The following is a 22,977-nucleotide window of genomic DNA, read 5'->3' as shown; positions in this document are numbered from 1 at the left end:
CATTGCTGCCTCTTTTTATTTTTCTTCAAGCACCAGAATCAAGGCTTGCTCGGCCAACTCATCAAGACTCAGGCTGCCCTCGGCGCGAAACCAGGTGGTGGTCCAGGACAGGGCGCCGGTCAGGAAACGACGGGTGATGAACACGTCGCCCCGAATATACCCCGCGTCCTTGGCCTGCCCAAGAACCTCAAGCCACAGGGCCTCATAAATATCACGCAAAGCCAGCACCTGTCTTTGACCTTGCTCAGACAACGAACGCCATTCGTAGACCAGGACCGCCATCGCCTCGCCGCTGCCGCCCATGATTGATTGCAACTCGCAGCGAATCAGCGCCAGGACCCGCTCGCGCACACTATCGGCCTCGGCCAGCGCCGCGCGCATCAACGCCGTGTTGTAGCGAATGGTCTCTTCCATCACCGCCCGCAGGATCTCGTCCTTGCTTTTGAAGTGATGAAAGATGCTGCCCGACTGGATGCCCACCGCGCTCGCCAGGTCGCGCACCGTGGTGCGCTCGAACCCTTTGTTGCGAAACAGATGGGCGGCGGTCTGGAGCAGTTTGCCGCGAGCGCTGTCAGGATCGGTCAGTTGCCCGTTATCGACCAGCTCACGCATCACGTTCAGGGCTTTTTGCTCATCCACCCATTCTCTCCTACAGTCGATCGATCAACGTCGGGCCACGCTTGCGGAACCGACGAGGTGGCGCGGGCAATTTAAGCTGGCCGGGGCACCCAAGCAAGCGCTTGGATCGAAGAACCGGCGGTCGTTTACAAACCAAGCGCTTGCTTGGTAGTCTCGGGCGACGTCGGCCGGAGGGAGCACCATGCCAAAAACGATACGTATCGGTTGTGCCAGCGCCTTCTGGGGCGACACCTGTACCGCTGCGGCGCAACTGGTCGAAGGCGCCGAACTGGACTACCTGGTGTTCGATTACCTGGCCGAGGTCACGATGTCGATCATGGCCGGGGCGCGCATGAAAGACCCTCGGGGCGGCTATGCCACGGACTTCATCGAAGTGCTCTCACCGCTGCTTGCTCGTTTGCATGAACGCAAGATCCGCGTCATCAGCAATGCCGGCGGGGTCAACCCCCAGGCCTGCGCCGCCGCTCTGCAAGCGGCCTGCGACAAGGCCGGCGTGCCCTTGAAGATCGCGGTGCTGCAGGGGGACGACCTGCAACCACAATTCGAACAGCTCGCCAGCCAGGGCATTATCGAGATGTTCAGCGGCGCGCCCCTGCCGGCGGTGTGCGTGTCCACCAACGCTTACCTGGGTGCCCCCGGCATTGTCGAGGCCTTGCGTCTGGGAGCCGACATCGTGATCACCGGCCGAGTGGTGGACAGCGCCGTGGTCAGCGCGGCCCTGGTGCATGAGTTTGGCTGGGCCTGGCACGACTACGACAAACTGGCCCAGGCCGCATTGGCCGGGCACCTCATTGAGTGCGGGGCCCAATGCACGGGCGGTAATTTCACCGACTGGCGGGAAGTACCGGATTACGAGCACATCGGTTTTCCCATCGTTGAAGTCAGCGCCGACGGCCAATTCATCGTCACCAAGGCCGAAGGCAGCGGCGGGCTGGTCACGCCGCTGACGGTCGGGGAGCAACTGCTCTATGAAATCGGCGATCCCCAAGGCTATCTCTTGCCGGACGTGATCTGCGACTTCAGCCAGGTCAGGTTGATCCAGCAAGGCAAACACGCGGTGCGCGTCCAAGGCGCCAAGGGCTTGCCGCCCACCGAACAATACAAGGTCTGCGCCACCTGGGCCGATGGTTTTCGCTGCACCGCTCTGTGCCTGATCGCCGGCATCGATGCGGTGGCCAAGGCCGAACGGGTCAGCCAGGCGATCATCGCCAGGACTTCGCAGCTGTTCAGTTCGCGCGGCTGGGCGCCCTACAGCGAGGTGAACATCGAGCTTCTGGGCAGCGAAGCCACTTACGGCCAGCACGGCCGGCGCCAGGACAGCCGTGAAGTGGTGATCAAACTGGCGGTGCGCCACCCCGACAAACAGCCGCTGGTGCTGTTTTCCAGGGAAATCGCCCAGGCCGCCACCGGCATGGTGCCGGGGCTGACCGGCCTGATGGGCGGTCGCCCGACGGTGTATCCGTTGATTCGCCTGTTCTCGTTCCTGATCGACAAATCCGCCTGCCGGCTCCACATCGAACTCGACGGGCAGAGTCATCCTTGCCTGCTGCCCGCCGTCAAAGCGCTGAAAACCCGCGACTTGCCGGTCGCTCCCGACCTGCCCAAACCCCAGGGCCGGGCTGATGCCAGCGTGCCGTTGGTCAAACTGGCGGTGGCGCGCTCCGGCGACAAGGGCAACCACAGCAACATCGGTGTACTCGCCCGCGCCCCCGAATACTTGCCGTGGATCGCCGAGGCGCTGACGCCCCAAGTGTTGGTTGACTGGATGAGCCACGCGCTCGACCCACTGCTGGGGCGCGTCGAACGCTGGTATCTGCCGGGCACCCACAGCCTGAACTTCGTGCTGGAAAATGCCCTTGGCGGCGGCGGTGTCGCCAGCCTGCGCATCGACCCGCAGGGCAAGGCGTTCGCTCAGCAGTTGCTGGAGATCCAGATACCGGTGCCACAGAGCATCGCCGATCAGGTCAATTAAAGGACGATCGCCATGGCGTTCGGTTCGAGCACAAGGAACACCCATGCCAGTCATCGAATCGCACCTTGACCCACACAGCGCCGACTTCGCCCGCAACCACGCGGCCATGCTGGCTGGCGTCGCACACCTGCGTCAGATCGAACAGGCGGTGCTGGAGAAAGCCGCCCAGGCCCAGGCCAGGTTCGAGCAACGCGGCCAACTGCTGCCGCGCGAGCGTCTGAACCTGCTGCTGGACCCCGGCGCGCCGTTCCTGGAACTGGCGAGCCTGGCCGGCTACAAACTCGATGACGACAAGGACGGCAGCCAGGCCGGTGGTGGTTTGATCGCGGGGATCGGCTACGTCTCCGGCGCTCAGGTCTTGGTGGTGGCGAACAACAGCGCGATCAAGGGCGGGACCATCTCCCCCAGCGGTTTGAACAAGACCCTGCGTCTGCAACAGATCGCCATGGAGAACAAACTGCCGGTCATCACCCTGGCCGAAAGCGGCGGCGCCAACCTCAATTATGCCGCGCAGATTTTTGTCGAAGGAGCACGCAGCTTCGCCAATCAGGCGCGGATGTCCGCCATGGGCTTGCCGCAGATTACTGTGGTGCATGGTTCGGCCACGGCGGGCGGGGCCTACCAGCCGGGGCTCTCGGATTACGTAGTAGTGGTGCGCGACAAAGCACGGCTGTTTCTGGCCGGCCCTCCGTTGCTCAAGGCCGCCACTGGCGAAGTCGCCACGGAAGAAGAACTGGGCGGTGCGCAAATGCATGCGCAGGTGGCCGGCACCGCTGAATACCTGGCCGAGAATGACGCCGATGGCATACGCCTGGCCCGGGAGATCGTCAGCCTGTTGCCCTGGAACGAGCAACGGCCGACACCGCCTGAACGCACCTGGAAAGAGCCGCTCTACCCGGCCGATGAGTTGCTGGGGTTGATCCCCGACGACCCGAAAAAGCCCTATGACGTGCGGGAAATCGTCGCCCGCATCGCCGATGGTTCGGACTTCCTCGAATTCAAAAGCGAGTTCGATCAACAGACGATTTGTGGCCACCTGCGCATTCGTGGTCATGCCTGTGGCCTGATCGGCAACAACGGCCCGATCACGCCCAAGGGCGCGAGCAAGGCCGCGCAGTTCATCCAGCTGTGCGACCAGAGCCGCACACCGCTGCTGTTCCTGCACAACACCACCGGCTTCATGGTCGGCACCGAGTCGGAACAACAAGGGGTGATCAAGCATGGGGCGAAGATGATCCAGGCCGTGGCCAACGCCCGAGTGCCGAAGCTGACGGTCGTGGTGGGCGGTTCCTACGGCGCCGGCAACTACGCCATGTGCGGCCGAGGGCTGGACCCACGCTTCATCTTCGCCTGGCCCAACAGCCACACGGCGGTGATGGGCGGCGCCCAGGCCGGCAAGGTTTTGCGCATCGTCACACAGGCGACGCAGATCAAGAATGGCCTCACCCCCGACCCGAAGATGCTGGACCAGCTCGAACACACCACCGCGCAGACACTCGACAGCCAGTCCACTGCGCTATACGGCAGCGCCAACCTGTGGGATGACGGGCTCATCGACCCGCGCGACACCCGCACGTTGCTAGGCTACCTGCTGGACATCTGCCACGCGGCTGAGCTTCGCCCGCTGCAACCCAACAGTTTCGGTGTGGCCCGTTTCTGAACGTGTGAAGGACTTTTGATCGCTGCTCACAGGAGAACAATAAAATGATCTTCACCCAGGAACACGCAGCTCTGCGGCGCACCGTTCGCCAGTTTGTCGACCAGCAGATAAACCCCTATGTCGACGAATGGGAGAAGGCTGGACGGTTTCCCATCCACGAGGTTTTCCGCAAGGCCGGTGAACTGGGGTTGCTGGGTATATCCAAGCCGGAGCAGTTCGGCGGCATGGGCCTGGACTACAGCTATTCGATCGTCGCCGCCGAGGAGTTCGGCACCATTCATTGTGGCGGCGTGCCGATGTCCATCGGCGTGCAGACCGACATGTGCACCCCGGCCCTGGCGCGTTTCGGCTCCGATGAGCTGCGTGAAGCATTCTTGCGCCCGGCCATCAGCGGTGAGCAGGTCGGTTGCATCGGCGTCTCGGAAGTCGGCGCCGGCTCTGATGTCGCCGGGCTCAAGACCACGGCCCGCAAGGATGGCGATGACTACGTCATCAACGGCAGCAAGATGTGGATCACCAATTCACCGAGTGCCGATTTCATGTGCCTGCTGGCCAACACTTCGGACGACAAGCCCCACATCAACAAATCACTGATCATGGTGCCGATGAACAGCCCGGGTATCAGCCTCGGCGGGCACCTGGACAAACTCGGCATGCGCAGTTCGGAAACCGCCCAGGTGTTCTTTGACGACGTACGGGTGCCGCAATGCAATCGCGTTGGCCAGGAAGGCGCCGGGTTCATGATGCAGATGTTGCAGTTCCAGGAGGAACGCCTGTTCGGCGCGGCGAACATGCTCAAGGGGCTGGAGCACTGCATCGACAGCACCATCGAGTACTGCAAGGAGCGCAAGACCTTCGGCACCGCCCTGATCGACAACCAGGTGATCCACTTTCGCCTGGCGGAACTGGCCAGCGAGATCGAATGCCTGCGGGCGCTGGTCTACCAGGCCACCGAGCAGTACATCAACGGCCAGGATGTGACGCGGCTGGCGTCCATGGCCAAGCTCAAGGCCGGGCGCCTGGCCCGGGAAGTCACCGACAGTTGCCTGCAATACTGGGGCGGCATGGGTTTCATGTGGGACAACCCGGTGGCGCGGGCGTATCGCGACGTGCGACTGGTGTCCATCGGCGCCGGTGCGGACGAGATCATGCTGGGCATCATCTGCAAACTCATGGGCATTTTACCGGGCAAGAAAAAATGACTGTGCTCACTCTCCATTGTGGGAGCGAGCCTGCTCGCGATGAGGCCCTGACTGCCACCGAAAAACCCAGGAATGACCACCATGCCCGCCTTCAGCAAGATCCTCATCGCCAACCGCGGTGAAATCGCCTGCCGGATCCAGCGTACCGCCCAGGCCCTGGGCTATCGCACCGTGGCGGTGTTCAGCGAGGCCGACGCCGACGCGCTGCACGTGCGCATGGCCGATGAAGCAGTACTCATCGGCGCAGCACCGGTGCCGCAGTCCTACCTCAATCAGCCGGCCATTCTCGATGCGGCCCGGCGTACTGGCGCCGACGCCATCCACCCTGGCTACGGTTTTCTCTCGGAAAACGCCGGATTCGCCAAGGCCTGCGCAGAGGCCGGTATCGTGTTCATTGGCCCCAGCCCCGACGCCATCGACCTGATGGGCAGCAAACGCCGTTCGAAAGTCGCCATGATCGCCGCCGGCGTACCGTGCATCGCCGGTTACGAAGGCACCGATCAGGACGACGACACCTTGTGCCGTGAAGCCGAACGCATCGGCTATCCGTTGATGATCAAGGCCAGCGCCGGCGGTGGAGGCCGAGGCATGCGCCTGGTTTGGCGGGCTGAAGACCTGCTGGAACAGTTACGCACCGCGCGCTCCGAGGCGTTGCATGGTTTTGGCAACGATGAGTTGATCCTCGAACAGGCTCTGATCAATCCACGGCATGTGGAAATCCAGATTTTCGCTGACCATCACGGCAATCTGCTCCATTTGGGCGAAAGGGACTGCTCGATCCAGCGACGCCACCAGAAAATCATTGAAGAAGCGCCCTGCCCGGTCATGACCGCCGATCTGCGCCAGGCCATGGGTGACGCCGCGCTCAAGGCTGGCCGCGCGGTCAATTATGTGGGTGCCGGGACCGTGGAGTTTTTGCTCGCCCCGGACGGCGGTTTTTACTTTCTGGAGATGAATACGCGCCTACAGGTCGAACATCCGGTCACCGAGCTGATCACCGGACTGGACCTGGTGGCCTGGCAACTGGATGTGGCCGCCGGCCTGCCACTGCCCCTGCGCCAGGACCAGGTCCGGTTCAGTGGTCACGCCATGGAGGTGCGGTTGTATGCCGAAGACCCGGCTGCGAACTTTCTGCCGCAAACCGGCCATTTGCTCAGTTGGGAACCCCCTATCGGCGACGGTGTACGAATCGACCATGGTTTGCTTGAAGGCCAGACCATCAGCCCGTTCTACGACCCGATGCTGGGCAAAGTCATCGCCCACGGCGCTACCCGTGAAGAGGCCCGACGCAAATTGCTGCGAGCCGTGGAGGACTGCGTGCTCCTGGGTGTACAGGCCAATCAGCGCTTGCTGGCGGGGTTGCTGGCTCATCCACAATTCATTGATGGAGATTTCGGCACCGGTTTCATCCAGCAACACCTCGCCGATCATCCCGCCCTGCAGATCCACGCCCCCTCGGCTGAGCAGCTCGCCATCGCCGCAGCCTTGTTCTATCAGGCCATGCATGCACGTCATGCGCCCGGCCTGGGAGGATGGAGCAACAATAGCGGCGCGGTGCGGCGCTATCGCATTGGCCTGGGCGAGCACGACTGGTCCCTGACCCTGACAGCCGCAACCGGCGGCACGCTGCATATCCAGATAGCCGAGCGAGTGATCGAGTTGAAGTTGCTCGAAGCTGATCAGTGCGGCGCAACGCTGATGATCGACGGTATTCGCCAACGCCATGCCTGGCACCTCGATGGTAATGACCTGTGGCTGTTCACTCGCCCAGGCGGCCTGCATTTACAGGATCGGACCCAGGCCCCCGTCGCCGCCAGGGCCAGCGTCAGCGATGGCTCCCTCAAGGCGCCAATGGACGGCGCTATCGTCGAAGTACTGGTCAGCGAAGGGACGGCAGTACGCCAGGGACAGCTACTGATGGTGCTCGAAGCGATGAAAATGGAGCACCCACTCAAGGCAGGTATTGATGGAGTGGTCAGGACCTTACACGTCAAGCCAGGCGATCAGGTGAAAAACCGCCAGTTATTATTGCAGGTTGAAACAGCGCACTAGGCGGATGCGCAGGGTTTGACTACGCTCAAACCCATCAGCACGCCGATACCGGGAACCTTGCGATGCCTCACTGGCTGGTGATTGATCTGGAGGCCACCACCGATGAAGGTGGCTGGCCGGTAACCGAAATGGAAATTATCGAAATCGGCGCCACGCTGGTGAATCGGGATGGCCGCGAGCTGGACCACTTCCAGCGGTTCGTAAAGCCGTTGAGGCGTCCCTTGCTCACACCTTTCTGTCGCGAGCTGACCCATATCACCCAGGCCAATATCGACAGCGCCGCGCCTTTGACCGAGGTCTGGCCGGCGTTCGAACGCTGGCTGGCGCAGTATCACGCAAACCTGGAGAGCTGGGTCAGTTGGGGCGATTACGACCGCAAGCAATTGCTTCAGGAATGGCAGCATCAGCGGTTGCACAGTTTTCTCGGCCAGGTGCCGCACATGAACCTCAAGCAGCGCTTCGCCAAAGCCCGCCGACTGGAGCGCCCCCTGGGGCTCAACGGGGCGCTGCAACTGGCCGGCCTGCAATTCTGCGGTCAACAACACCGGGCCCTGGAAGATGCGCGCAATACAGCGCGGTTATTACCCCTGGTACTCCCAGGCTGAACGCGAGCCAAGACTGCGGCGCGGCAGATGACGAACGTTGAAGCCTTGTGCATACTGGCCGGCCTTTTCCAGCCCCTTTTTTCGAGGAATCGCCCATGTTTAAAGTCAACGAGTACTTCGACGGCACCGTCAAGTCGATCGCTTTCGGCACTGCCGAAGGCCCTGCGACCATCGGCGTCATGGCTGCGGGCGAATACGAATTCGGCACGGCCCAGCGGGAAATCATGCACGTCGTCTCCGGCGCCCTGACCGTGAAACTGCCCGACAGCACCGACTGGGAAACCTTCGAGGCCGGCAGCCAGTTCAATGTACCGGCCAATAGCAAGTTCCAGCTCAAGGTCGCCGTCGACACCGCCTACCTGTGTGAATACCGCGGCTAAGCCTGTGGCGAGGGGCGGTGCGACGTTTCGCTAAATCCCCTCGCCACAAAAGCCCCGGCGTGGTATCGGGTAATGAAAAATGCCCGTGTCCAGTGGACACGGGCATTGTTTTTTCAAAAGCGGTGTTTATTCGAGCACTTCAACCGGCATACCCACTTCAAGCCAACCATTGCTGTCATTGACCAGGTTCTGGCCGAACATCGCACCGTCCGGTGTCGAACGATACTGCTGCAGCGTGGCGAAGGGTTCGCGGTCAGGGTCGCGTTCGCCGGTTTGCGGGTCGACCGTGGTCATGATGCAGCGTGAGCAGGGCTTGACCAGCCGGAACTCCACATCGCCGATACGAATGCGCTTCCAGCCATCCTCGGCAAATGCCTCACTGCCCTCGATAACCAGGTTGGGACGAAAGCGCAGCATCTCCAAAGGGCGGCCGACCCGATCGGACACGTCCTGCAAAGAGGCCTGGCCGATCAGCAGCAAGGGGAAACCGTCCGCGAACGCCACCTTGTCGTCATCCTTGCCGTAACCGGCGGCGGTGGTGCGCGCCATTTCCACCGGAACGTGAACCAGCCGGGTGGGCTTGCCGATGAACTCGCTGACCCAGGCCGCCGCCTCGTCACCGGCATCCGGTACGCGCAAGGTGTCGCGCCAGATGATCACACCGCGCCGTTGCTCTTCGTCAACAGGTGGCAGGGGCACATCCAGGGTGGCAAAACCTGGCGCACTGAGCGTCAGACCGCCGGCCTCATTCCACAATGCCGAGAGCTGGCTCATCTGGGGCACCGCCCGCTGGGTCAGGAAACGCCCGGTGCCCTCGTCCACCAGCATCCAGCGCCGGTCACCGTCCAGGCCCAGCTTGTCCAGGCCTATGCCTTGCAGGAGCTGGCCCTTGCCGGACTTCAACGGATAACGATACAGCGCGCTCAGCCGCAACATAGTCGACTTCCCCGGTGACGAAAAAACGCCACCTTATACGAGCCGGCCATTGAAGCAAACCATGATCAGCCTCAGTCGAGCATCAGTCGCTGGCGCACCACATCAACCAGCTTGTCCGGCTGGAATTTGGAGAGGAAGTTGTCGCAGCCGACCTTCTTGACCATCGAATCGTTGAAGCTGCCGGACAGCGAGGTGTGCAGCACCACGTAGAGCCCGCGCAAACGCGGGTCGTTGCGGATCTCGGTAGTCAGGCGATAGCCGTCCATTTCCGGCATTTCCGCGTCGGTGAAAATCATCAGTAATTTGTCGGTCATCACTTCGCCAGTATCGGCCCAGGCCTTGAGCATGTTCAGGGCTTTCAAACCGTCGCTGGCAACGTGCATCTTCACACCCAACTGACCCAGCGTATCGCGCAGTTGAGAGAGCGCGACATTGGAGTCGTCCACCAGCAGCACTTCGCGTCCGCGGGCGCGCTCCAGTACCGGATCTTCGAGCTTGTCCCGGGAAACCTTGGCGTTGTAAGGCACGATTTCGGCCAGGACTTTTTCCACGTCGATGATTTCCACCAACTGGTCGTCAACCTTGCTGATCGCCGTCAGGTAGTGCTCACGCCCGGCGCTGGTCGGGGGCGGCAAGATGGCTTCCCAGTTCATATTGACGATGCGGTCCACGCCGCCCACCAGGAACGCCTGAACCGAACGGTTGTATTCAGTGACGATAATGGTGCTGTTAGCTCCCGGCACCAGCGGACGCATACCGATGGCCTGGGACAGGTCGATCACCGGCAAGGTCTGGCCCCTCAAATTGACTACACCGCACACAAACGGATGGCGCTGCGGCATCAACGTCAGCTTCGGCAACTGCAGCACTTCCTGGACCTTGAACACGTTAATGGCGAACAACTGCCGCCCTGCCAGGCGAAACATGAGAATTTCCAGGCGATTCTCACCCACCAGTTGGGTTCGTTGATCTACTGTGTCGAGAATGCCGGCCATCTATGACTCCTGGGCTTGTTCGGATGAATCCATGAAGGAGATATCGGCCGTGCAGACGGGATCTTGACCCCTGTATAAAATCTCGCGCAGGGCATTGATGTCACATTAGCATCATGCTTTACTTGCTTCACGGATTTCATCCCCCAGCTCTGCCGCTGCGCGACCTCAGTTTGCGCACAAAGTTCCCCCGCCTAGGGGTTTCCCCTAGGGACAATCAGGTCCAACCTGATATTCCCGCTATCCAATAGCCATTAATGTGACGCCATTCTCATTGCTGAACGGAGTCAGGCCTTTGTGCGCGACCGCAGGACACCGGACTTCCAGCCATTTGGCCGATCCCGCCAGTGCAATCGTTTGCGCGCATGCCTTTGTCTACGGGCGAAAGAGTGCCTGCGGGTCTTCGTCAGTTGCCGGCCGAGAAGTCCAGCCGTTCGCCACACGCGATTTTCTTGCGTCTGACATGATGTTGTGGAGATAAGCATGCCGAACGATCGTAAAAACTGGAATCAGCGCCTTCCCGAATTTCTGATCGAGGCCGAAACGCTTTTGGCCAAGTCAGAGGAATGCCTGACCCATCTGCAGCTGATCAACGACGACAGGGACGCCATTGATTGCATGCTCAGCACCTTGCTGAAGCTGGCAAACAAGGCCGACGCCCTGGCGCTGGAAGCCATTTCAGAATTTTCGCTGCATATCCATGGCTTGCTCAGCAACGCGCAGAGTCACGTTGAATTGCATGAGCAGGCGCTGGGCGCGCTGAAGGATTGCTTCACCCTGATGGCCTGGCAACTGGAACTGGTCGATCACACCACCGGCCAGCTCAGCCTGGACAGCAGCGAACAGACCTCGTTGATCGAAGCCTTTGCCTTCCAGGTAGGCCAGAGTCCTGGCCAGACATTGCCTGCTTCGCGCCCCCTGGGTTTGGTGCCCTACTCACAAAAGCAGGCCTGAGGCCGATGAGTGCGGTTCGACCCGATGCGGCTGACACTTGGCACTTTCACGCCACCATGCTGAACGCGACCAACGAAATATGAAGTGGTACTATCTCCCGCGTCAGAGGCTTCAAGATAGTGGCATTAAGCCGCCAACTGAGGCCATCTTCGACCTGAAACGTTTATCCGTCCCGGCCTGTCAGATACGCTGACCAGCCTGCCCGCAGCGAACATTCATTGGCTCCATCCGTCATGTACGCCAGCCTCAAGTCAATCATCACCTGGCCACCCTCCCGAGAAAATGCCCGCCGTTTCACGCTGTTGTTGTGCATCTGCTCGACCCTTGGCAGCCTGCTGGCCTATCTGTTCGCCTCGACCGTCCCGTTGAGTTTGCTGGCGCTCAATAGCGCAGCCATGACCTGTGTCTGGATCCAGCATCGCCTGTCACACAAATCCATCAAGTTCCAGCCCCAGGAATTGGCCGATCGGTTGCTTGAGGTCCAGGAAAACGAGCGTCACCGGCTCAGCCGTGAATTGCACGACGATATCGGCCAGTTGCTGACCGCAGCCAAACTGCAAAGCGAATGGCTCAAGCGCCGTATTCCGGAAGAACTGCACGGCCAGTGCAGGATCCTCTGCGAGACGCTGGACGAAACGCTCAATAAGGTTCGCGACGTATCAGCCATTCTCAACCCAAGACAACTGACCAGCCTGGGACTTGAAGCCAGCCTGCGCGCGCACCTGCTCAAGACGCTGGCTAATACGCCGCTGAAATGGAGCCTGGACTGCCAACAACGCATGACCGGCATCCCTGAGGAAATGACGGTCGCCGCGTTTCGAATCACCCAGGAAGCCGTGACCAATATTTTGCGCCATGCCCAGGCGAAAAACCTGCTGGTGCGCCTGCAACGCTTGCCCGAAGGCCTGACCCTGTTGATCAGTGACGATGGCAAGGGATTCGTCCCGGCCTCCCACCCCGCTCACGAAGGACAACGCGGCATGGCCGGCATGTCGGAGCGGGTTGAACAACTGGGCGGCACCTTGAAGGTCATCAGCGAGGCCGGCAAAGGTACCCATATTGAGGCAAGCTTTCCCTGGACACCTCGCGCCCTGGAACGGGCCAGCAAGAATAAGGTTCTCCATTGATTTGTAATTTGCTTCTGATAGATGACCACTCGCTGATCAGGGCCGGTGTGCGCGCCCTGGTCATGGATCTGCCCGGATATGCCGTGATCGGCGAAGCCAGTGACGGGACGCAATTGCTGGAACTGGTTGAACGGCTGGTTCCAGATATCGTCTTGCTGGATATCTCCATGAAAGACACCTGCGGCCTGGACGCGCTGCAACAGCTCAAGCGCGTGCGTCCCCAGAGCAAAGTGCTGATTCTGTCGATGCACACCGATCCGGCGTTAATCATGCAGGCGCTGGAATCCGGAGCCCATGGCTATCTGCTCAAGGACACCACCGCCACCGAGCTGGAACACGCGCTGGAAGCGCTGCGCAACAACGAACGCTACCTGAGCCCTGCCATTGCCCACACCGTGATCAACCAGGCACTGACTCGTACCCAGAAACCGCAACCCGATCCTGGCCAAGCTCATAATCTGACCGCCCGCCAGTTGGAGATCCTGCGGCTGATCGTGCGTGGCAAGTCCACCCGGGAAATCGCCAACGGCCTGAGCTTGAGCATCAAGACCATAGAAACCCATCGGGCGCAGATCATGAAACGCCTGCAGATCCATGATGTGGCCGGGCTGGTGCTGTTCGCCGTGCGCGAGCAGATCATCAGCCTGGACGATTAAGCGCCACCGAGGTACTCAGCAAAGGCGAATCGGCGGGCAGGTGAACACGCAGCGCTTTGGCCTGCACAGTGAAACGCAAACTGTCGACCTGCAACGGTTCGCCATCAAGATTGATATCCAGGCCTTGAGCGACCTTGATTTCCACCCATGGCAGGCGTGCGCGCACGAACATGTTGTCGATCCCCAGGCCACCGGCCAGCAAATCCTTCAGGGTGCTGACCACTTCCTGAGGCGCCGGCAGGACACTGATGTCCAGCAATCCATCATCGACCAGCGCCTCAGGGCACAGTACATGCCCCCCTCCGGCCTGCCGGCCATTGCCGATGCCCAGCGCCAGCAAATCGCCCTGCCAGTGGAAATCCGGGCCCTGCAGCTCACCGTAGGCCGCACTCAGCTCACTGAAACGTGATAAACCGGTGAACAAATAGGCGGCGCCACCCAAGACCTTTTTCAAGTCCTCGGAGGTGTTCGCCGTCACTTGGCTGCCAAAACCGCCCGTGGCCATATTCAGGAAGATCTGACCGCCCACTTCGCCCAAATCGATAGCCTGGGGCGTGACATCCAGCAGATCCAGGGCCTGCTCCGGCTCCAGCGGGATACCGGCGGCACGGGCAAAGTCATTGGCCGTACCCAGCGGCAGCAATACCAGGCTGACCTCACTCGATTTACGCACGATCGCCTCGGCGATATCACGCAAGGTCCCGTCCCCACCGCCGGCGATCAGCGTCGTGTAACCGGCATCCAGCGCCTCATCGACACAGCGTCGGGCATCGCCGGCCTCCCACGTCACTCGGACCGCAAGGTCCCAGCCCTGCTTGCGCTTGAGCATCACTGCGGCGCGAACCTCATCGTTGAGCGCTTGCTTGCCATGCAAAATCAACAGCGCCTTGCCTTTGCTCATTGTTATCTCCGTCATGGGAAGGTTCAGAGAATGGGACCACTCACACGGCCGAAAAAGCCCGGACCGATTCAAATTAAATAAAAGACTGCGCCGCGCGCCCATGGGGAAAACCGGCGGACAGCCTCGCCGTCCACTTCTCGACTCGAAGAATTTTCTTACAAGAACTGGCGAATCAGCTCAATTGACCCGTCAACGGTATTGAGACACTTTGGTGCTCTGTTGTGCTGGATCGTTTAAATGCTCATTACACAAGGATGTCTTAACCCATGGATGGATACATCACGGCCCGCAGGGGCCGGAACAGTGGTTCGAACAGTTATGGCCAAGGGGATGAAACACCCCATGCATAACCATAAATACAAGCTGTCGCCCCGGCAGCTCGCATCATTTGGAAGCGAACAGGCCAACGTTCAAAACGAATGCAAAAGTTGCAGTAATCCCGCAGGAGGAATTGATTTGGAACCGCGCGTCGTTGAACTGGAAACCCACCTTAAATACATCCGTAAAGACATGGATGAAATCCGAACCGATGTGAAAGTCATCCGCCACAGACTCGCCTATTCGGCAGGCGCAGCAGCGGTGGTCTTTGGCCTGCTGGGCTGGATTGCGAACAGTCGATTCGATCAACTGGTCATGCTGCTCTCGCGATAAAGCCGACAGGCATGAAAAGCCCGAGCACTCGACTCGGGCCGAATGCTCCCACTGCCGCAGCGTTAGCCCAGGACCTCGCTCAAGGGAATAAAACCCACTTCGTCGCCTTCGACCAGGGTTCGCCCCTCAAGCACCTCAACCAGTCCTTCAGCCCAGGCCGCGCTGCGCAGCACACCGGAGCTTTGATTGCGGTAGATGATCGCCCGACCGTTCTCGAGGCGACCTCGCAAGTATTCTCGTCGACCGCCTGCCTTCGGCCAGTCGAAGCCAGCCGGTACCTTGAACTTGAGCGGCGTTACCGCCTGAACACCCTGGCGGCGTAACAAGTAAGGCCGGGCTAACAATGCGAACGTCACCAAGGTCGAGGCAGGGTTTCCGGGCAGGCCGATCACAGGCACACCACGAAAATGCCCGAACGTCAGCGGTTTCCCAGGCTTGATGGCAAGCTTCCAGAGCGCGAGTTCACCCTCTTCGCGCAAGGCGGTCCCCAGGAAGTCAGCCTCCCCCACCGATACGCCGCCAGTGGACAGGATCAGATCGACATCCGACAACTGCCCCAGACGCTGGCGGGTGGCGGGCAAGTCGTCGGGCAGAATACCTGCGTCGACCACCTCACAACCCAGCTGCTGCAACCAGCCACAGAGCAGTACGCGATTGCTGTTATAGATCTGACCAGGGCCCAGCGCCTGACCTGGCTCTACCAGTTCGTCACCGGTGGAGAGCACTGCAACACGCACCTTGCGCACCACCTCCAGCGACGCGCAGCCAAGAGACGCCGCCAGCCCCAGTTCAATCGGCCCCAGGCGAGTACCGCAGGAAAGAACCGTTTCTCCGACAGTTGTCTCCTGCCCCTGCGGGCGGATGTTTTGCCCGCTCACCATCGGCTCGGTAAAGCGTATGCGCAGGTCATCTTCAACCACGGCGTTTTCCTGCATCTCGACGCAGTCAGCGCCGGCAGGGACAGGCGCTCCGGTGAAGATCCGTGCACAGGTTCCTGCAGCCAGCGGCTCCGGGGCCTGGCCGGCGAAAATTCGCTGACTGACCACCAGCGGCTCACCTGTGCAGTCAGCCAGCCGCAACGCGTAGCCGTCCATGGCGCTGTTGGGCCATGGCGGCAAATCAAGGGTCGATACCAGATCTTCTGCAAGCACCCGGCCTTGCGCCGCGGCCAAAGGCAAACGTTCACGCTGGACAATCGGCGTAGCCGCCGCCATCTCGAGCAAACGCTCCAACGCCACCTCCACGGCCATCAAGGCACCGGCCTTGCCCGGTTTACCCACGGGATTCACAAGGCGCTGCCTGTTTCAGATGGGCCACGAAGTTACACGGACGATGCCGCGCATCCAGTTGCTCGGCCAGTATCCCGTCCCAGCCAGTACGCACCGCGTTGGTTGAGCCAGGCAGGCAACAAACCAGCGTGCCATTGGCCAGACCTGCCAGCGCCCGAGACTGGACGGTGGAAGTGCCGATGTCCGCCACCGATATTTGGCGAAACAGTTCACCGAAGCCGTCGACCTGTTTGTCCAGCAGGCACGCGACGGCTTCCGGTGTGCTGTCGCGTCCCGTGAAACCGGTGCCGCCAGTAATCAGCACCACTTGCACGACGTCCTCGGCGATCCAGTTCGCGACTTGCGCGCGGATCTTGTACAAATCATCTTTGAGCAGAACCCGCGCCGCCAGGTTGTGACCGGCCGCCGTGAGCCGATCGACAAAGACCTGCCCCGACGTATCGGTTTCAAGGGTGCGGGTATCACTGACTGTCAGCACCGCGATATTGAGCGGCACGAAAGGTACATCAGCCTTGGCTTTCATAGGCTCGTCCAGTTGTAGAGGAAACAGCCCGGTGTTATATCACAGCGCTTCATTTTTTCGCCCGTGCGGAGATGCACCATGACCTCGAACACTTCCTCGCCATCATGCTCCATCCTGCTACTGGCGGGGGGGCGCGGACAACGCATGGGTGGGCAGGACAAAGGCCTGTTGCAGTGGCAGGGCGAACCGTTGATCGCCCATCTGCATCGACGGACGCGCGCACTGAGCGACGACCTGATTATCTCCTGCAACCGCAATCCGGAACGCTATGCGCTGTATGCCGATCAATTGGTGCATGACGATGAAGGGGGCTTCCCCGGTCCGTTGGCAGGCATCCGGGCAGGCCTCAAGGTGGCACGATACCCTTCTCTGCTGGTGCTGCCGTGTGATGTGCCGCAGATCGACTCCAGCCTGCTCGACAGCATGCTCAGCGAGGCGAGCCAGCATCCCGACAAACCACTGATGGTACGTCATGGTGAACATTGGGAACCGCTGCTGTGCGTCATTCCTGTGGCGCTGGCCCCGGCTTTCGAACAGGCCTGGAGCGAAGGCGAACGCAGCCCGGGACGCATCATGCGGGCGCTGCATGCGACTGCACTGCAATGCCCTGCCAACGATATTCGCCTGGCAAATCTGAACACGCCGGAACTGCTCAGCGGCCACAAAGGTGTGTCAGATTGACACTAGCCAGGAACTTGCGCGCAATGTATACGTCTGAAGGTCAGTAACTTGAAGAATCCTATTTCGGAGAAACACCATGACTCAACGGACCCTCGCCACTTTCATGCTCGCACTGGGCCTCGCCACTCTCGCCGGGTGCGCATCGCCAACAGTGATTACCTTGAATGACGGTCGCGAAATCCAGGCCGTCGACACCCCCGAGTACGATGAAGACACCGGCTTCTACGAATTCGAGCAACTGGACGGTAAAGAGACTCGCGTGAACAAGGATCAGGTTCGTACCGTTAAAGACCTGTAACCTCCAACGCCACAGCCAGATACAGAAAAGCCCGCGATACTTGCGGGCTTTTTGATGCCTGTTCGAAAGTCAGCCCGATTACCACTGCAAGCTGATATCGCTTTGAAAAACACGTTCCTGGCCGGTGACAGGATCGATAAAACTCAACCCCTGGGCCAGCAACTTGAGCGGGTTGGCGTAATCGTCCTCCACGTCCCGCAGCACGTTCGGGTAGAACGGGTCGTTACAGATAGCCGCCCCGAGGACATTCATATGCACTCGCAACTGGTGCTTCTTGCCCGTGACCGGAGACAGACCGTAGCGCCACAACTCGCCGTTCTTTTCCAGGACTTCGATGGCCGTTTCGGTATTGGGCTCGCCCGGCCCTTCCTGCATCCGGAAGAACGGCTCGCCATTGATCATTCGGCTCTTATGCACCCGAGGGAAGGTCATCTGAGGTAACGCAGGGGCTATGGCCTGGTAGCGTTTCTCGATTTTGCGCGTTGGAAACAGCGACTGATAAGCCGAACGGGTCTGCGGGTTGGCTGAAAACAGCACCAGCCCCGCCGTATGCCGGTCGATACGGTGCAAGGGCACCAGATGGGGATTGTCCAGACGTCGGATCAGACGTCGCAACAGGGTCTGCTCGACATACTCGCCCGCTGGAGTGACAGGCAGAAAATGCGGCTTGTCTGCTACCACCAGATGTTCGTCGGCATACAGAATCGATTCCACGACCGGGATCGGCTTCTCGTCAGGCACCTCACGAAAGTAGTGGATGCGCAGGCCTTCCCGGTACGGCAGGTCGGCAGCAATGGCCCTGCCCTCGCCGTCCAATACCCGCCCCCGGGTGATGCGGTCCAGCCACTGCTCGCGACTGATGGTGCTGAAATGCTCGCACAGGCACTCCAGCACCGTCTGCCAGGAGCCGGGCGGAAGATACAAGGTACTGGCCTGATGGTGAGCGGCGCAAAATGATGACCGGGACATTGAAAACTCTAATCTTTTGGCAGGGCGGCATTATCCGCCAGCCGCGCATGTCAGCCCAGCAATGATTGCTTCACGCCGGGATCGACGTCGTCTTTGCTGCCGCTTCAGTGAACTCTTTCAGCCAGCGCAGCACCTCCACCGCCTCCCAGCGACCCGGATCGTACAATGCATACAACAGGCCCTGGTAACCCACCACATCCAGTTGCTTGTGGTAGCCGGCACGCTGGAACAATGCTTCGATCTCGGCGAAGCAGGTGTTGAAATGCAGTTTGTTGAAGGGCGTCTTGCCTTCGGTTACCAGCCCGTCCAGGCGCAACTCCTGGACCGCCTCGCGCACAACGTCCACGGACATCCTGTTCACGCTGTTCTTCAGTTGTTCGACATTGACCAAGGGACGCACTCCAGATAACTGTATGGGCATACAGTAACCGAAGAAGGGGATTTTCGCCAATGGCAGTGCCCGGACGCGACGTATGGCAGGCTTCAACTCAGGAAAGCGGCCACCTGATCAGCATCGTCAAAAGGCCAATCCAGTTCCGCGCCCGTATCGATCCGGCGCAGGACCGGGATTCGTAGCCCATAACGTTCGGACAAAACCTCGCTCTCGGCGATATCCACCAGCTCCACCAACAATCCATGCTCGACGAAAGACATCAATACACCTTCGGCAACTTCACAAAGATGACAACCCAGGGTGCCGAACAACTGGCATTCAGGAGGCATGGCAGGTAGACCCACTAAAGAGAGACGGTCATTCTAGGCCCACCCTGCAAAACCGTCGAGCCGGGTAGAAAATCTGACAGTGCTTCGGTAAAACGCTGTGCAAATCATTGAGCGCCAATACTTTTCCGGCAATGCCCGGCGCTTATTTTCCTTCTACGCTGTGTGGCGCAAACCTTGAAACGGAGTACCCCTTGTTTGCCAATCTGCTGATCATTCTTGCCTCGTCCCTGGTGGTCATCGCCCTGTTCAGGCGACTGCGCCTGCCGCCGGTACTGGGTTATCTCTGTGTCGGTCTGGCGGTCGGCCCCACCGCCCTGGACTGGGTGAACGACAGCGAGGAACTGCCAGACCTGGCCGAGCTCGGGGTGGTTTTCCTGTTGTTCTCGCTGGGGCTGGAGTTCTCCCTGGCGAAGATGATCGAACTGCGCAGGGTCGTGTTCGGCCTTGGCAGCCTGCAGGTGCTGTGCTCAGGGATACTGCTGGGCAGTCTGCTGCTGCTCTTCGGCGCCCCGCCTGTCGCGGCCATGCTGCTCGGCGCCGGGCTGGCCTTGTCCTCCACCGCTATTGTCAGCAAGGAGCTGACCAGCCTGGGGGAAATATTCAGCAGCCATGGCCAGAACGCAATCGGTGTGCTGCTGTTTCAGGATGTCGTCGCGGTGTTGCTGTTGACCCTCGTCCCCGTGTTCGCCGGCAGCAGCGAGCAACCATGGTACTGGGCGTTGCCCCTGACCCTGGGCAAGACCCTGGTGCTGTTCGGCGGTTTACTGCTGGCCAGTCGTCTACTGCTGCCGCGGCTGTTCCATGAAGTGGCCGAATCCCGGTCCGCTGAGCTGTTCGTGCTGCTGGCCCTGGTGATCGTATTGCTGACGGCTTGGCTGACCCATCTGCTGGGTCTGTCACCGGCGCTTGGGGCGTTTCTGGCAGGCATGTTGTTGGGGGAAAGCCATTACCGACATCAGATCGAGGCAGACATACGGCCGTTCCGCGACATTCTGTTGGGGCTGTTTTTCGTCAGCATCGGCATGCTGATCGATCTGCAGTTGTTTGTGGAGGACGGCTTGCTGATCCTCGGGTTGACCCTGGGATTGATGCTTATCAAAGGCTGCGTGGTCGCAGTGCTGGTGAAATGGCAAGGGGACGACGGCGAAACCTCCTGGCGCAGTGGCCTGGCCCTGGCCCAGGGCGGCGAATTCTGTTTTGCCCTGATGGCACTGATGCAGCAGAACCGCCTCATGCCCGCCGACATCAGCGGCCTGCTGCTGGCAGCGACCTTCTGCTCGATGCTGCTGACGCCACTGCTGTTGCGTGCCGCGCCGCGCATTGCTGCCCGCCTGCACCGCAAACCCAACGAAGAGGCACAGCTGGACCAGATAAGCGCACTCAACGCCGATTTGTCGGGTCATGTAGTCATTTGCGGGTATGGTCGCGTCGGCCAGTCAATCGGCAGGTTTCTACGCAGGGAACACCAGGCGTTCGTGGCCCTGGACGACGATCCGGTCATCATTCAGGAGGCCAGCGTCGGGGAAAGCTGCGTGCACTATGGAGATTCACGCCGGGGCGACCTGCTGGCCGCCGTCGGACTGAGTCGCGCCAAGCTGCTGGTGATCGCCGTGGACAAAACCGACATCGCCATCAGCGTGCTCAAGGAAGCCCGCCGGCTCAATCCCCAGGTGCCGATTCTGGTGCGCACCCGCGATGACAGCCAATTGGCGGAGTTGCAGGCTGCCGGGGCCAGCGAAGTGGTCCCGGAGCTGCTGGAGTCAAGCCTGATGCTGGCCTCCCACGCCCTGATCATGCTTGGGCTGCCGAACCAGCAGGTCCAGCAGCATGTGGATCAGGTCCGCCACGACCGCTATCGCTTGCTACACGGTTTTTATCCTGGGAATCAGGACAAAGAGCCTTAGGATCAGTCCTGACTGACCGCGCCGATCTTGTGGATCGAAAGGTCGGCGCCGTAATACTCCTGCTCCTGAGTCAGCCGCAGTCCCACCACAGCCTTGATCGCACCATAGACCGCGAACCCGCCGCACAGGGCAACGACAACGCCCAGCGTGGTGCCGATCAGTTGGCTGATCAAACTGACCCCGCCCAGGCCGCCCAGAGCGCTCTGACCGAAGATGCCGCAAGCAATGCCGCCCCAGACACCACACAACCCGTGGAGCGGCCAGACACCGAGCACATCGTCGATCTTCCACTTGCCCTGGGCCGCGGTGAAAAACCAGACAAACAAGGCACCGGCGATAGCTCCGGTCACGAGTGCGCCGATCGGGTGCATCAGGTCCGAACCGGCACAGACCGCTACCAGCCCGGCCAACGGACCGTTGTGCAGAAAGCCGGGGTCATTGCGTCCGACGACCAACGCCGCCACGGTCCCGCCGACCATGGCCATCAATGAATTGATCGCCACCAACCCGCTCACCGCCGGCAGCGTCTGGGCGCTCATCACGTTGAAGCCGAACCAGCCGACAATCAGAATCCACGAACCCAAGGCCAGGAAAGGAATACTCGATGGCGCGAACGCCACCAGGCGACCGTCGCGGTAACGGCCGTTACGCGGCCCCAGCAAGAGCACGGCCGCCAGCGCCAGCCATCCGCCCATGGCATGCACGACCACCGAACCGGCAAAATCATGGAAGCCAGCGCCGAACTGGGCTTGCAACCAGGCCTGCAGGCCGAAATTGCCATTCCAGACCACGCCTTCGAAGAATGGATACACAAACGCGACGATCAACACCGTGGCACACAACTGAGGGGCAAATCGGGCACGCTCGGCAATACCGCCGGAAATGATCGCCGGGATCGCGGCGGCGAACGTCAACAGGAAGAAAAACTTCACCAGGCTGTAACCATGATCGACGTTGAGCGCCGCAGCAGGTTGCAGGAAGGTCACGCCGTAGGAAACCCAGTAGCCCACGAAGAAATAGGCCAGGGTGGAGACGGCGAAATCACTGAGAATTTTCGACAGTGCATTGACCTGGTTCTTCTGTCGGACAGTTCCCACTTCAAGGAACGCGAAACCGGCGTGCATCGCCAGAACCATGACCGCACCGAGCAAAATGAACAGCGTGTTGGAGCTGTGGACCAGAGTGTCCACAGCGCTTTGCATGTTTTCCATGGTTGGCAGACCTGAAAAGTTGAAAAAAGCACCAAACCGGTTCGCCCACCCAGACGACGCACCAAGTCGAGACATCTCATCTGACTACCGAAAAACCGATGAACCGAATGAGTGCACAAAAAATCGACAATGCGGTGTTGCGCTTGGAGTGCTTCGCGGATTTTGTTTTTCTGGGTTAAGGTTTTGCGGGCTGACGCCCAGCTTCAGCGCACAGGCGCAGGGGGACGCACCAGTACATGGCAAAACCCTGAGCAAAAGTTGTACCAGTCAGTTTCACTGAACCTTCCGGTATGGCTCATACTCGAACGCTTCAGACGTCACTTACGGAGATTCCCCCATGGCCAGAACCCAGGCAAAGACTGCTCAAGAAATCCTGATGGAAGATTTTCAGACGCTGGTCAGCGACACCGAACGGCTGTTGGATCACACCGCAACACTGGCTGGCGACCAGGCCGATGAGCTGCGCAGTCAGATCCATGAAACCCTTCTGCGCGCCCGCGAGACCCTGAAGTTGACCGAAGACTCGGTGCGTGAGCGCGGCCAGGCGGCGGTGATCGCCACCGAGGAATACGTACAGGCCAATCCTTGGCAATCCGTCGGCATCGCCGCGGGCGTGGGCTTTCTGATCGGCCTGCTGGCGACACGGCGCTAA

The 22,977-nt window shown here is 60.4% G+C and carries 24 protein-coding genes; 14 read left to right on the top strand and 10 right to left on the bottom strand.

Annotation, left to right across the window (positions count from 1 at the left end):
• Nucleotides 1–15 precede the first annotated feature (15 nt).
• Nucleotides 16–639, bottom strand: coding sequence for a TetR/AcrR family transcriptional regulator (locus MKS85_RS07025; RefSeq protein WP_047226408.1), 624 nt, complete (start codon nucleotides 637–639; stop codon nucleotides 16–18).
• Nucleotides 640–820: 181 nt separating this feature from the next.
• Here MKS85_RS07025 and MKS85_RS07020 point away from each other — a divergent pair, with 181 nt between their 5' ends.
• The 6 genes from MKS85_RS07020 (at nucleotide 821) to MKS85_RS06995 (ending at nucleotide 8,510) form a co-directional block, all read left to right on the top strand.
• Nucleotides 821–2,611: an acyclic terpene utilization AtuA family protein gene (locus MKS85_RS07020; protein ID WP_310662777.1), complete on the top strand. Its 1,791-nt coding sequence runs from the start codon at nucleotides 821–823 to the stop codon at nucleotides 2,609–2,611.
• Nucleotides 2,612–2,654: 43 nt separating this feature from the next.
• Nucleotides 2,655–4,271 carry a geranyl-CoA carboxylase subunit beta gene (gene atuC, locus MKS85_RS07015; protein ID WP_310662776.1) on the top strand — a complete coding sequence of 539 codons (1,617 nt, stop codon included), beginning with the start codon at nucleotides 2,655–2,657 and terminating at the stop codon, nucleotides 4,269–4,271.
• A gap of 44 nt (nucleotides 4,272–4,315) precedes the next feature.
• Nucleotides 4,316–5,473: a citronellyl-CoA dehydrogenase gene (gene atuD / locus MKS85_RS07010; RefSeq protein ID WP_310662775.1), complete on the top strand. Its 1,158-nt coding sequence runs from the start codon at nucleotides 4,316–4,318 to the stop codon at nucleotides 5,471–5,473.
• An 81-nt stretch (nucleotides 5,474–5,554) separates the two neighbouring features.
• The gene (locus tag MKS85_RS07005; protein ID WP_310662774.1) at nucleotides 5,555–7,525 is read left to right on the top strand and encodes an acetyl/propionyl/methylcrotonyl-CoA carboxylase subunit alpha; all 1,971 of its coding nucleotides are present in this window, start codon (nucleotides 5,555–5,557) and stop codon (nucleotides 7,523–7,525) included.
• A 62-nt stretch (nucleotides 7,526–7,587) separates the two neighbouring features.
• Nucleotides 7,588–8,130: an exonuclease domain-containing protein gene (locus MKS85_RS07000; RefSeq protein ID WP_047226403.1), complete on the top strand. Its 543-nt coding sequence runs from the start codon at nucleotides 7,588–7,590 to the stop codon at nucleotides 8,128–8,130.
• 95 nt (nucleotides 8,131–8,225) lie between these two features.
• Nucleotides 8,226–8,510 carry a pyrimidine/purine nucleoside phosphorylase gene (locus MKS85_RS06995; protein WP_047226402.1) on the top strand — a complete coding sequence of 95 codons (285 nt, stop codon included), beginning with the start codon at nucleotides 8,226–8,228 and terminating at the stop codon, nucleotides 8,508–8,510.
• Nucleotides 8,511–8,636: 126 nt separating this feature from the next.
• Here the strand turns inward: MKS85_RS06995 and MKS85_RS06990 are convergent, their stop codons facing one another.
• Both MKS85_RS06990 and MKS85_RS06985 read right to left on the bottom strand, forming a co-directional pair.
• Complete coding sequence (locus tag MKS85_RS06990) at nucleotides 8,637–9,446, bottom strand: MOSC domain-containing protein (RefSeq protein WP_310662773.1); 810 nt, start codon at nucleotides 9,444–9,446, stop codon at nucleotides 8,637–8,639.
• A 71-nt stretch (nucleotides 9,447–9,517) separates the two neighbouring features.
• Entirely contained in the window at nucleotides 9,518–10,441 is a 924-nt protein-coding gene (locus MKS85_RS06985) for a chemotaxis protein CheV (protein ID WP_076385689.1), read from the bottom strand.
• Between the two features lie 480 nt (nucleotides 10,442–10,921).
• On the opposite strand from MKS85_RS06985, the gene MKS85_RS06980 reads away from it, so the two are divergent.
• The 3 genes from MKS85_RS06980 (at nucleotide 10,922) to MKS85_RS06970 (ending at nucleotide 13,175) form a co-directional block, all read left to right on the top strand.
• A complete protein-coding gene (locus MKS85_RS06980) occupies nucleotides 10,922–11,392 on the top strand; it encodes a hypothetical protein (RefSeq protein WP_047226399.1) in 471 nt (156 codons plus the stop codon).
• A gap of 233 nt (nucleotides 11,393–11,625) precedes the next feature.
• Entirely contained in the window at nucleotides 11,626–12,519 is an 894-nt protein-coding gene (locus MKS85_RS06975) for a sensor histidine kinase (RefSeq protein ID WP_310662800.1), read from the top strand.
• Complete coding sequence (locus MKS85_RS06970; protein WP_047226397.1) at nucleotides 12,516–13,175, top strand: response regulator transcription factor; 660 nt, start codon at nucleotides 12,516–12,518, stop codon at nucleotides 13,173–13,175. Before MKS85_RS06975 ends, MKS85_RS06970 begins: the two co-directional genes overlap by 4 nt.
• Here the strand turns inward: MKS85_RS06970 and yegS are convergent.
• Complete coding sequence (gene yegS / locus MKS85_RS06965; protein WP_047226396.1) at nucleotides 13,159–14,076, bottom strand: lipid kinase YegS; 918 nt, start codon at nucleotides 14,074–14,076, stop codon at nucleotides 13,159–13,161. The genes MKS85_RS06970 and yegS overlap by 17 nt on opposite strands.
• A 342-nt stretch (nucleotides 14,077–14,418) precedes the next feature.
• Here yegS and MKS85_RS06960 point away from each other — a divergent pair, with 342 nt between their 5' ends.
• Nucleotides 14,419–14,727, top strand: coding sequence for a hypothetical protein (locus MKS85_RS06960; RefSeq protein ID WP_223194406.1), 309 nt, complete (start codon nucleotides 14,419–14,421; stop codon nucleotides 14,725–14,727).
• 62 nt (nucleotides 14,728–14,789) lie between these two features.
• On the opposite strand, the gene glp is transcribed toward MKS85_RS06960, so the two are convergent.
• Together glp and moaB are read right to left on the bottom strand one after the other, a co-directional pair.
• Complete coding sequence (gene glp / locus MKS85_RS06955) at nucleotides 14,790–15,977, bottom strand: gephyrin-like molybdotransferase Glp (RefSeq protein ID WP_188251221.1); 1,188 nt, start codon at nucleotides 15,975–15,977, stop codon at nucleotides 14,790–14,792.
• Between the two features lie 22 nt (nucleotides 15,978–15,999).
• Entirely contained in the window at nucleotides 16,000–16,539 is a 540-nt protein-coding gene (moaB, locus tag MKS85_RS06950) for a molybdenum cofactor biosynthesis protein B (RefSeq protein ID WP_047226393.1), read from the bottom strand.
• A 78-nt stretch (nucleotides 16,540–16,617) separates the two neighbouring features.
• On the opposite strand from moaB, the gene mobA reads away from it, so the two are divergent.
• Nucleotides 16,618–17,220 carry a molybdenum cofactor guanylyltransferase MobA gene (gene mobA / locus MKS85_RS06945; protein WP_188251191.1) on the top strand — a complete coding sequence of 201 codons (603 nt, stop codon included), beginning with the start codon at nucleotides 16,618–16,620 and terminating at the stop codon, nucleotides 17,218–17,220.
• A gap of 76 nt (nucleotides 17,221–17,296) precedes the next feature.
• Nucleotides 17,297–17,518, top strand: coding sequence for a YgdI/YgdR family lipoprotein (locus tag MKS85_RS06940; protein ID WP_047226391.1), 222 nt, complete (start codon nucleotides 17,297–17,299; stop codon nucleotides 17,516–17,518).
• 78 nt (nucleotides 17,519–17,596) lie between these two features.
• On the opposite strand, the gene MKS85_RS06935 is transcribed toward MKS85_RS06940, so the two are convergent.
• From MKS85_RS06935 to MKS85_RS06925, 3 genes are all read right to left on the bottom strand, one after another.
• Entirely contained in the window at nucleotides 17,597–18,487 is an 891-nt protein-coding gene (locus tag MKS85_RS06935) for a pseudouridine synthase (RefSeq protein WP_188251190.1), read from the bottom strand.
• A gap of 70 nt (nucleotides 18,488–18,557) precedes the next feature.
• A complete protein-coding gene (locus MKS85_RS06930) occupies nucleotides 18,558–18,878 on the bottom strand; it encodes a transcriptional regulator (RefSeq protein WP_047226389.1) in 321 nt (106 codons plus the stop codon).
• Between the two features lie 92 nt (nucleotides 18,879–18,970).
• Nucleotides 18,971–19,210 (bottom strand): glutaredoxin family protein, encoded by a 240-nt coding sequence (locus MKS85_RS06925; protein ID WP_047226388.1) that lies wholly within the window; start codon nucleotides 19,208–19,210, stop codon nucleotides 18,971–18,973.
• Between the two features lie 191 nt (nucleotides 19,211–19,401).
• Between MKS85_RS06925 and MKS85_RS06920 the strand changes: the two genes are divergently transcribed.
• Entirely contained in the window at nucleotides 19,402–21,114 is a 1,713-nt protein-coding gene (locus tag MKS85_RS06920) for a monovalent cation:proton antiporter-2 (CPA2) family protein (protein WP_047226387.1), read from the top strand.
• A gap of 2 nt (nucleotides 21,115–21,116) precedes the next feature.
• On the opposite strand, the gene MKS85_RS06915 is transcribed toward MKS85_RS06920, so the two are convergent.
• Nucleotides 21,117–22,325, bottom strand: coding sequence for an ammonium transporter (locus MKS85_RS06915; protein ID WP_047226386.1), 1,209 nt, complete (start codon nucleotides 22,323–22,325; stop codon nucleotides 21,117–21,119).
• A gap of 337 nt (nucleotides 22,326–22,662) precedes the next feature.
• Between MKS85_RS06915 and MKS85_RS06910 the strand changes: the two genes are divergently transcribed.
• Nucleotides 22,663–22,977: a YqjD family protein gene (locus MKS85_RS06910; RefSeq protein ID WP_047226385.1), complete on the top strand. Its 315-nt coding sequence runs from the start codon at nucleotides 22,663–22,665 to the stop codon at nucleotides 22,975–22,977.

It is taken from the genome of Pseudomonas sp. JL2, from assembly GCF_031570495.1.
Taxonomy (GTDB): Bacteria; Pseudomonadota; Gammaproteobacteria; order Pseudomonadales; family Pseudomonadaceae; genus Aquipseudomonas; species Aquipseudomonas rhizophila.
This window is presented reverse-complemented; position numbering and strand designations above follow the sequence as displayed.

Bases quoted from the DNA above. Each gene is read 5' to 3' on its own strand.
- MKS85_RS07020 (WP_310662777.1), top strand. From the start codon at position 821: ATGCCAAAAACGATACGTATCGGTTGTGCCAGCGCCTTCTGGGGCGAC.
- atuC (WP_310662776.1), top strand. From the start codon at position 2,655: ATGCCAGTCATCGAATCGCACCTTGACCCACACAGCGCCGACTTCGCC.
- atuD (WP_310662775.1), top strand. From the start codon at position 4,316: ATGATCTTCACCCAGGAACACGCAGCTCTGCGGCGCACCGTTCGCCAG.
- MKS85_RS07005 (WP_310662774.1), top strand. From the start codon at position 5,555: ATGCCCGCCTTCAGCAAGATCCTCATCGCCAACCGCGGTGAAATCGCC.
- MKS85_RS07000 (WP_047226403.1), top strand. From the start codon at position 7,588: ATGCCTCACTGGCTGGTGATTGATCTGGAGGCCACCACCGATGAAGGT.
- MKS85_RS06995 (WP_047226402.1), top strand. From the start codon at position 8,226: ATGTTTAAAGTCAACGAGTACTTCGACGGCACCGTCAAGTCGATCGCT.
- MKS85_RS06990 (WP_310662773.1), bottom strand. From the start codon at position 9,446: ATGTTGCGGCTGAGCGCGCTGTATCGTTATCCGTTGAAGTCCGGCAAG.
- MKS85_RS06985 (WP_076385689.1), bottom strand. From the start codon at position 10,441: ATGGCCGGCATTCTCGACACAGTAGATCAACGAACCCAACTGGTGGGT.
- MKS85_RS06980 (WP_047226399.1), top strand. From the start codon at position 10,922: ATGCCGAACGATCGTAAAAACTGGAATCAGCGCCTTCCCGAATTTCTG.
- MKS85_RS06975 (WP_310662800.1), top strand. From the start codon at position 11,626: ATGTACGCCAGCCTCAAGTCAATCATCACCTGGCCACCCTCCCGAGAA.
- yegS (WP_047226396.1), bottom strand. From the start codon at position 14,076: ATGAGCAAAGGCAAGGCGCTGTTGATTTTGCATGGCAAGCAAGCGCTC.
- MKS85_RS06960 (WP_223194406.1), top strand. From the start codon at position 14,419: ATGCATAACCATAAATACAAGCTGTCGCCCCGGCAGCTCGCATCATTT.
- glp (WP_188251221.1), bottom strand. From the start codon at position 15,977: ATGGCCGTGGAGGTGGCGTTGGAGCGTTTGCTCGAGATGGCGGCGGCT.
- moaB (WP_047226393.1), bottom strand. From the start codon at position 16,539: ATGAAAGCCAAGGCTGATGTACCTTTCGTGCCGCTCAATATCGCGGTG.
- mobA (WP_188251191.1), top strand. From the start codon at position 16,618: ATGACCTCGAACACTTCCTCGCCATCATGCTCCATCCTGCTACTGGCG.
- MKS85_RS06940 (WP_047226391.1), top strand. From the start codon at position 17,297: ATGACTCAACGGACCCTCGCCACTTTCATGCTCGCACTGGGCCTCGCC.
- MKS85_RS06935 (WP_188251190.1), bottom strand. From the start codon at position 18,487: ATGTCCCGGTCATCATTTTGCGCCGCTCACCATCAGGCCAGTACCTTG.
- MKS85_RS06925 (WP_047226388.1), bottom strand. From the start codon at position 19,210: ATGCCTCCTGAATGCCAGTTGTTCGGCACCCTGGGTTGTCATCTTTGT.
- MKS85_RS06915 (WP_047226386.1), bottom strand. From the start codon at position 22,325: ATGGAAAACATGCAAAGCGCTGTGGACACTCTGGTCCACAGCTCCAAC.
- MKS85_RS06910 (WP_047226385.1), top strand. From the start codon at position 22,663: ATGGCCAGAACCCAGGCAAAGACTGCTCAAGAAATCCTGATGGAAGAT.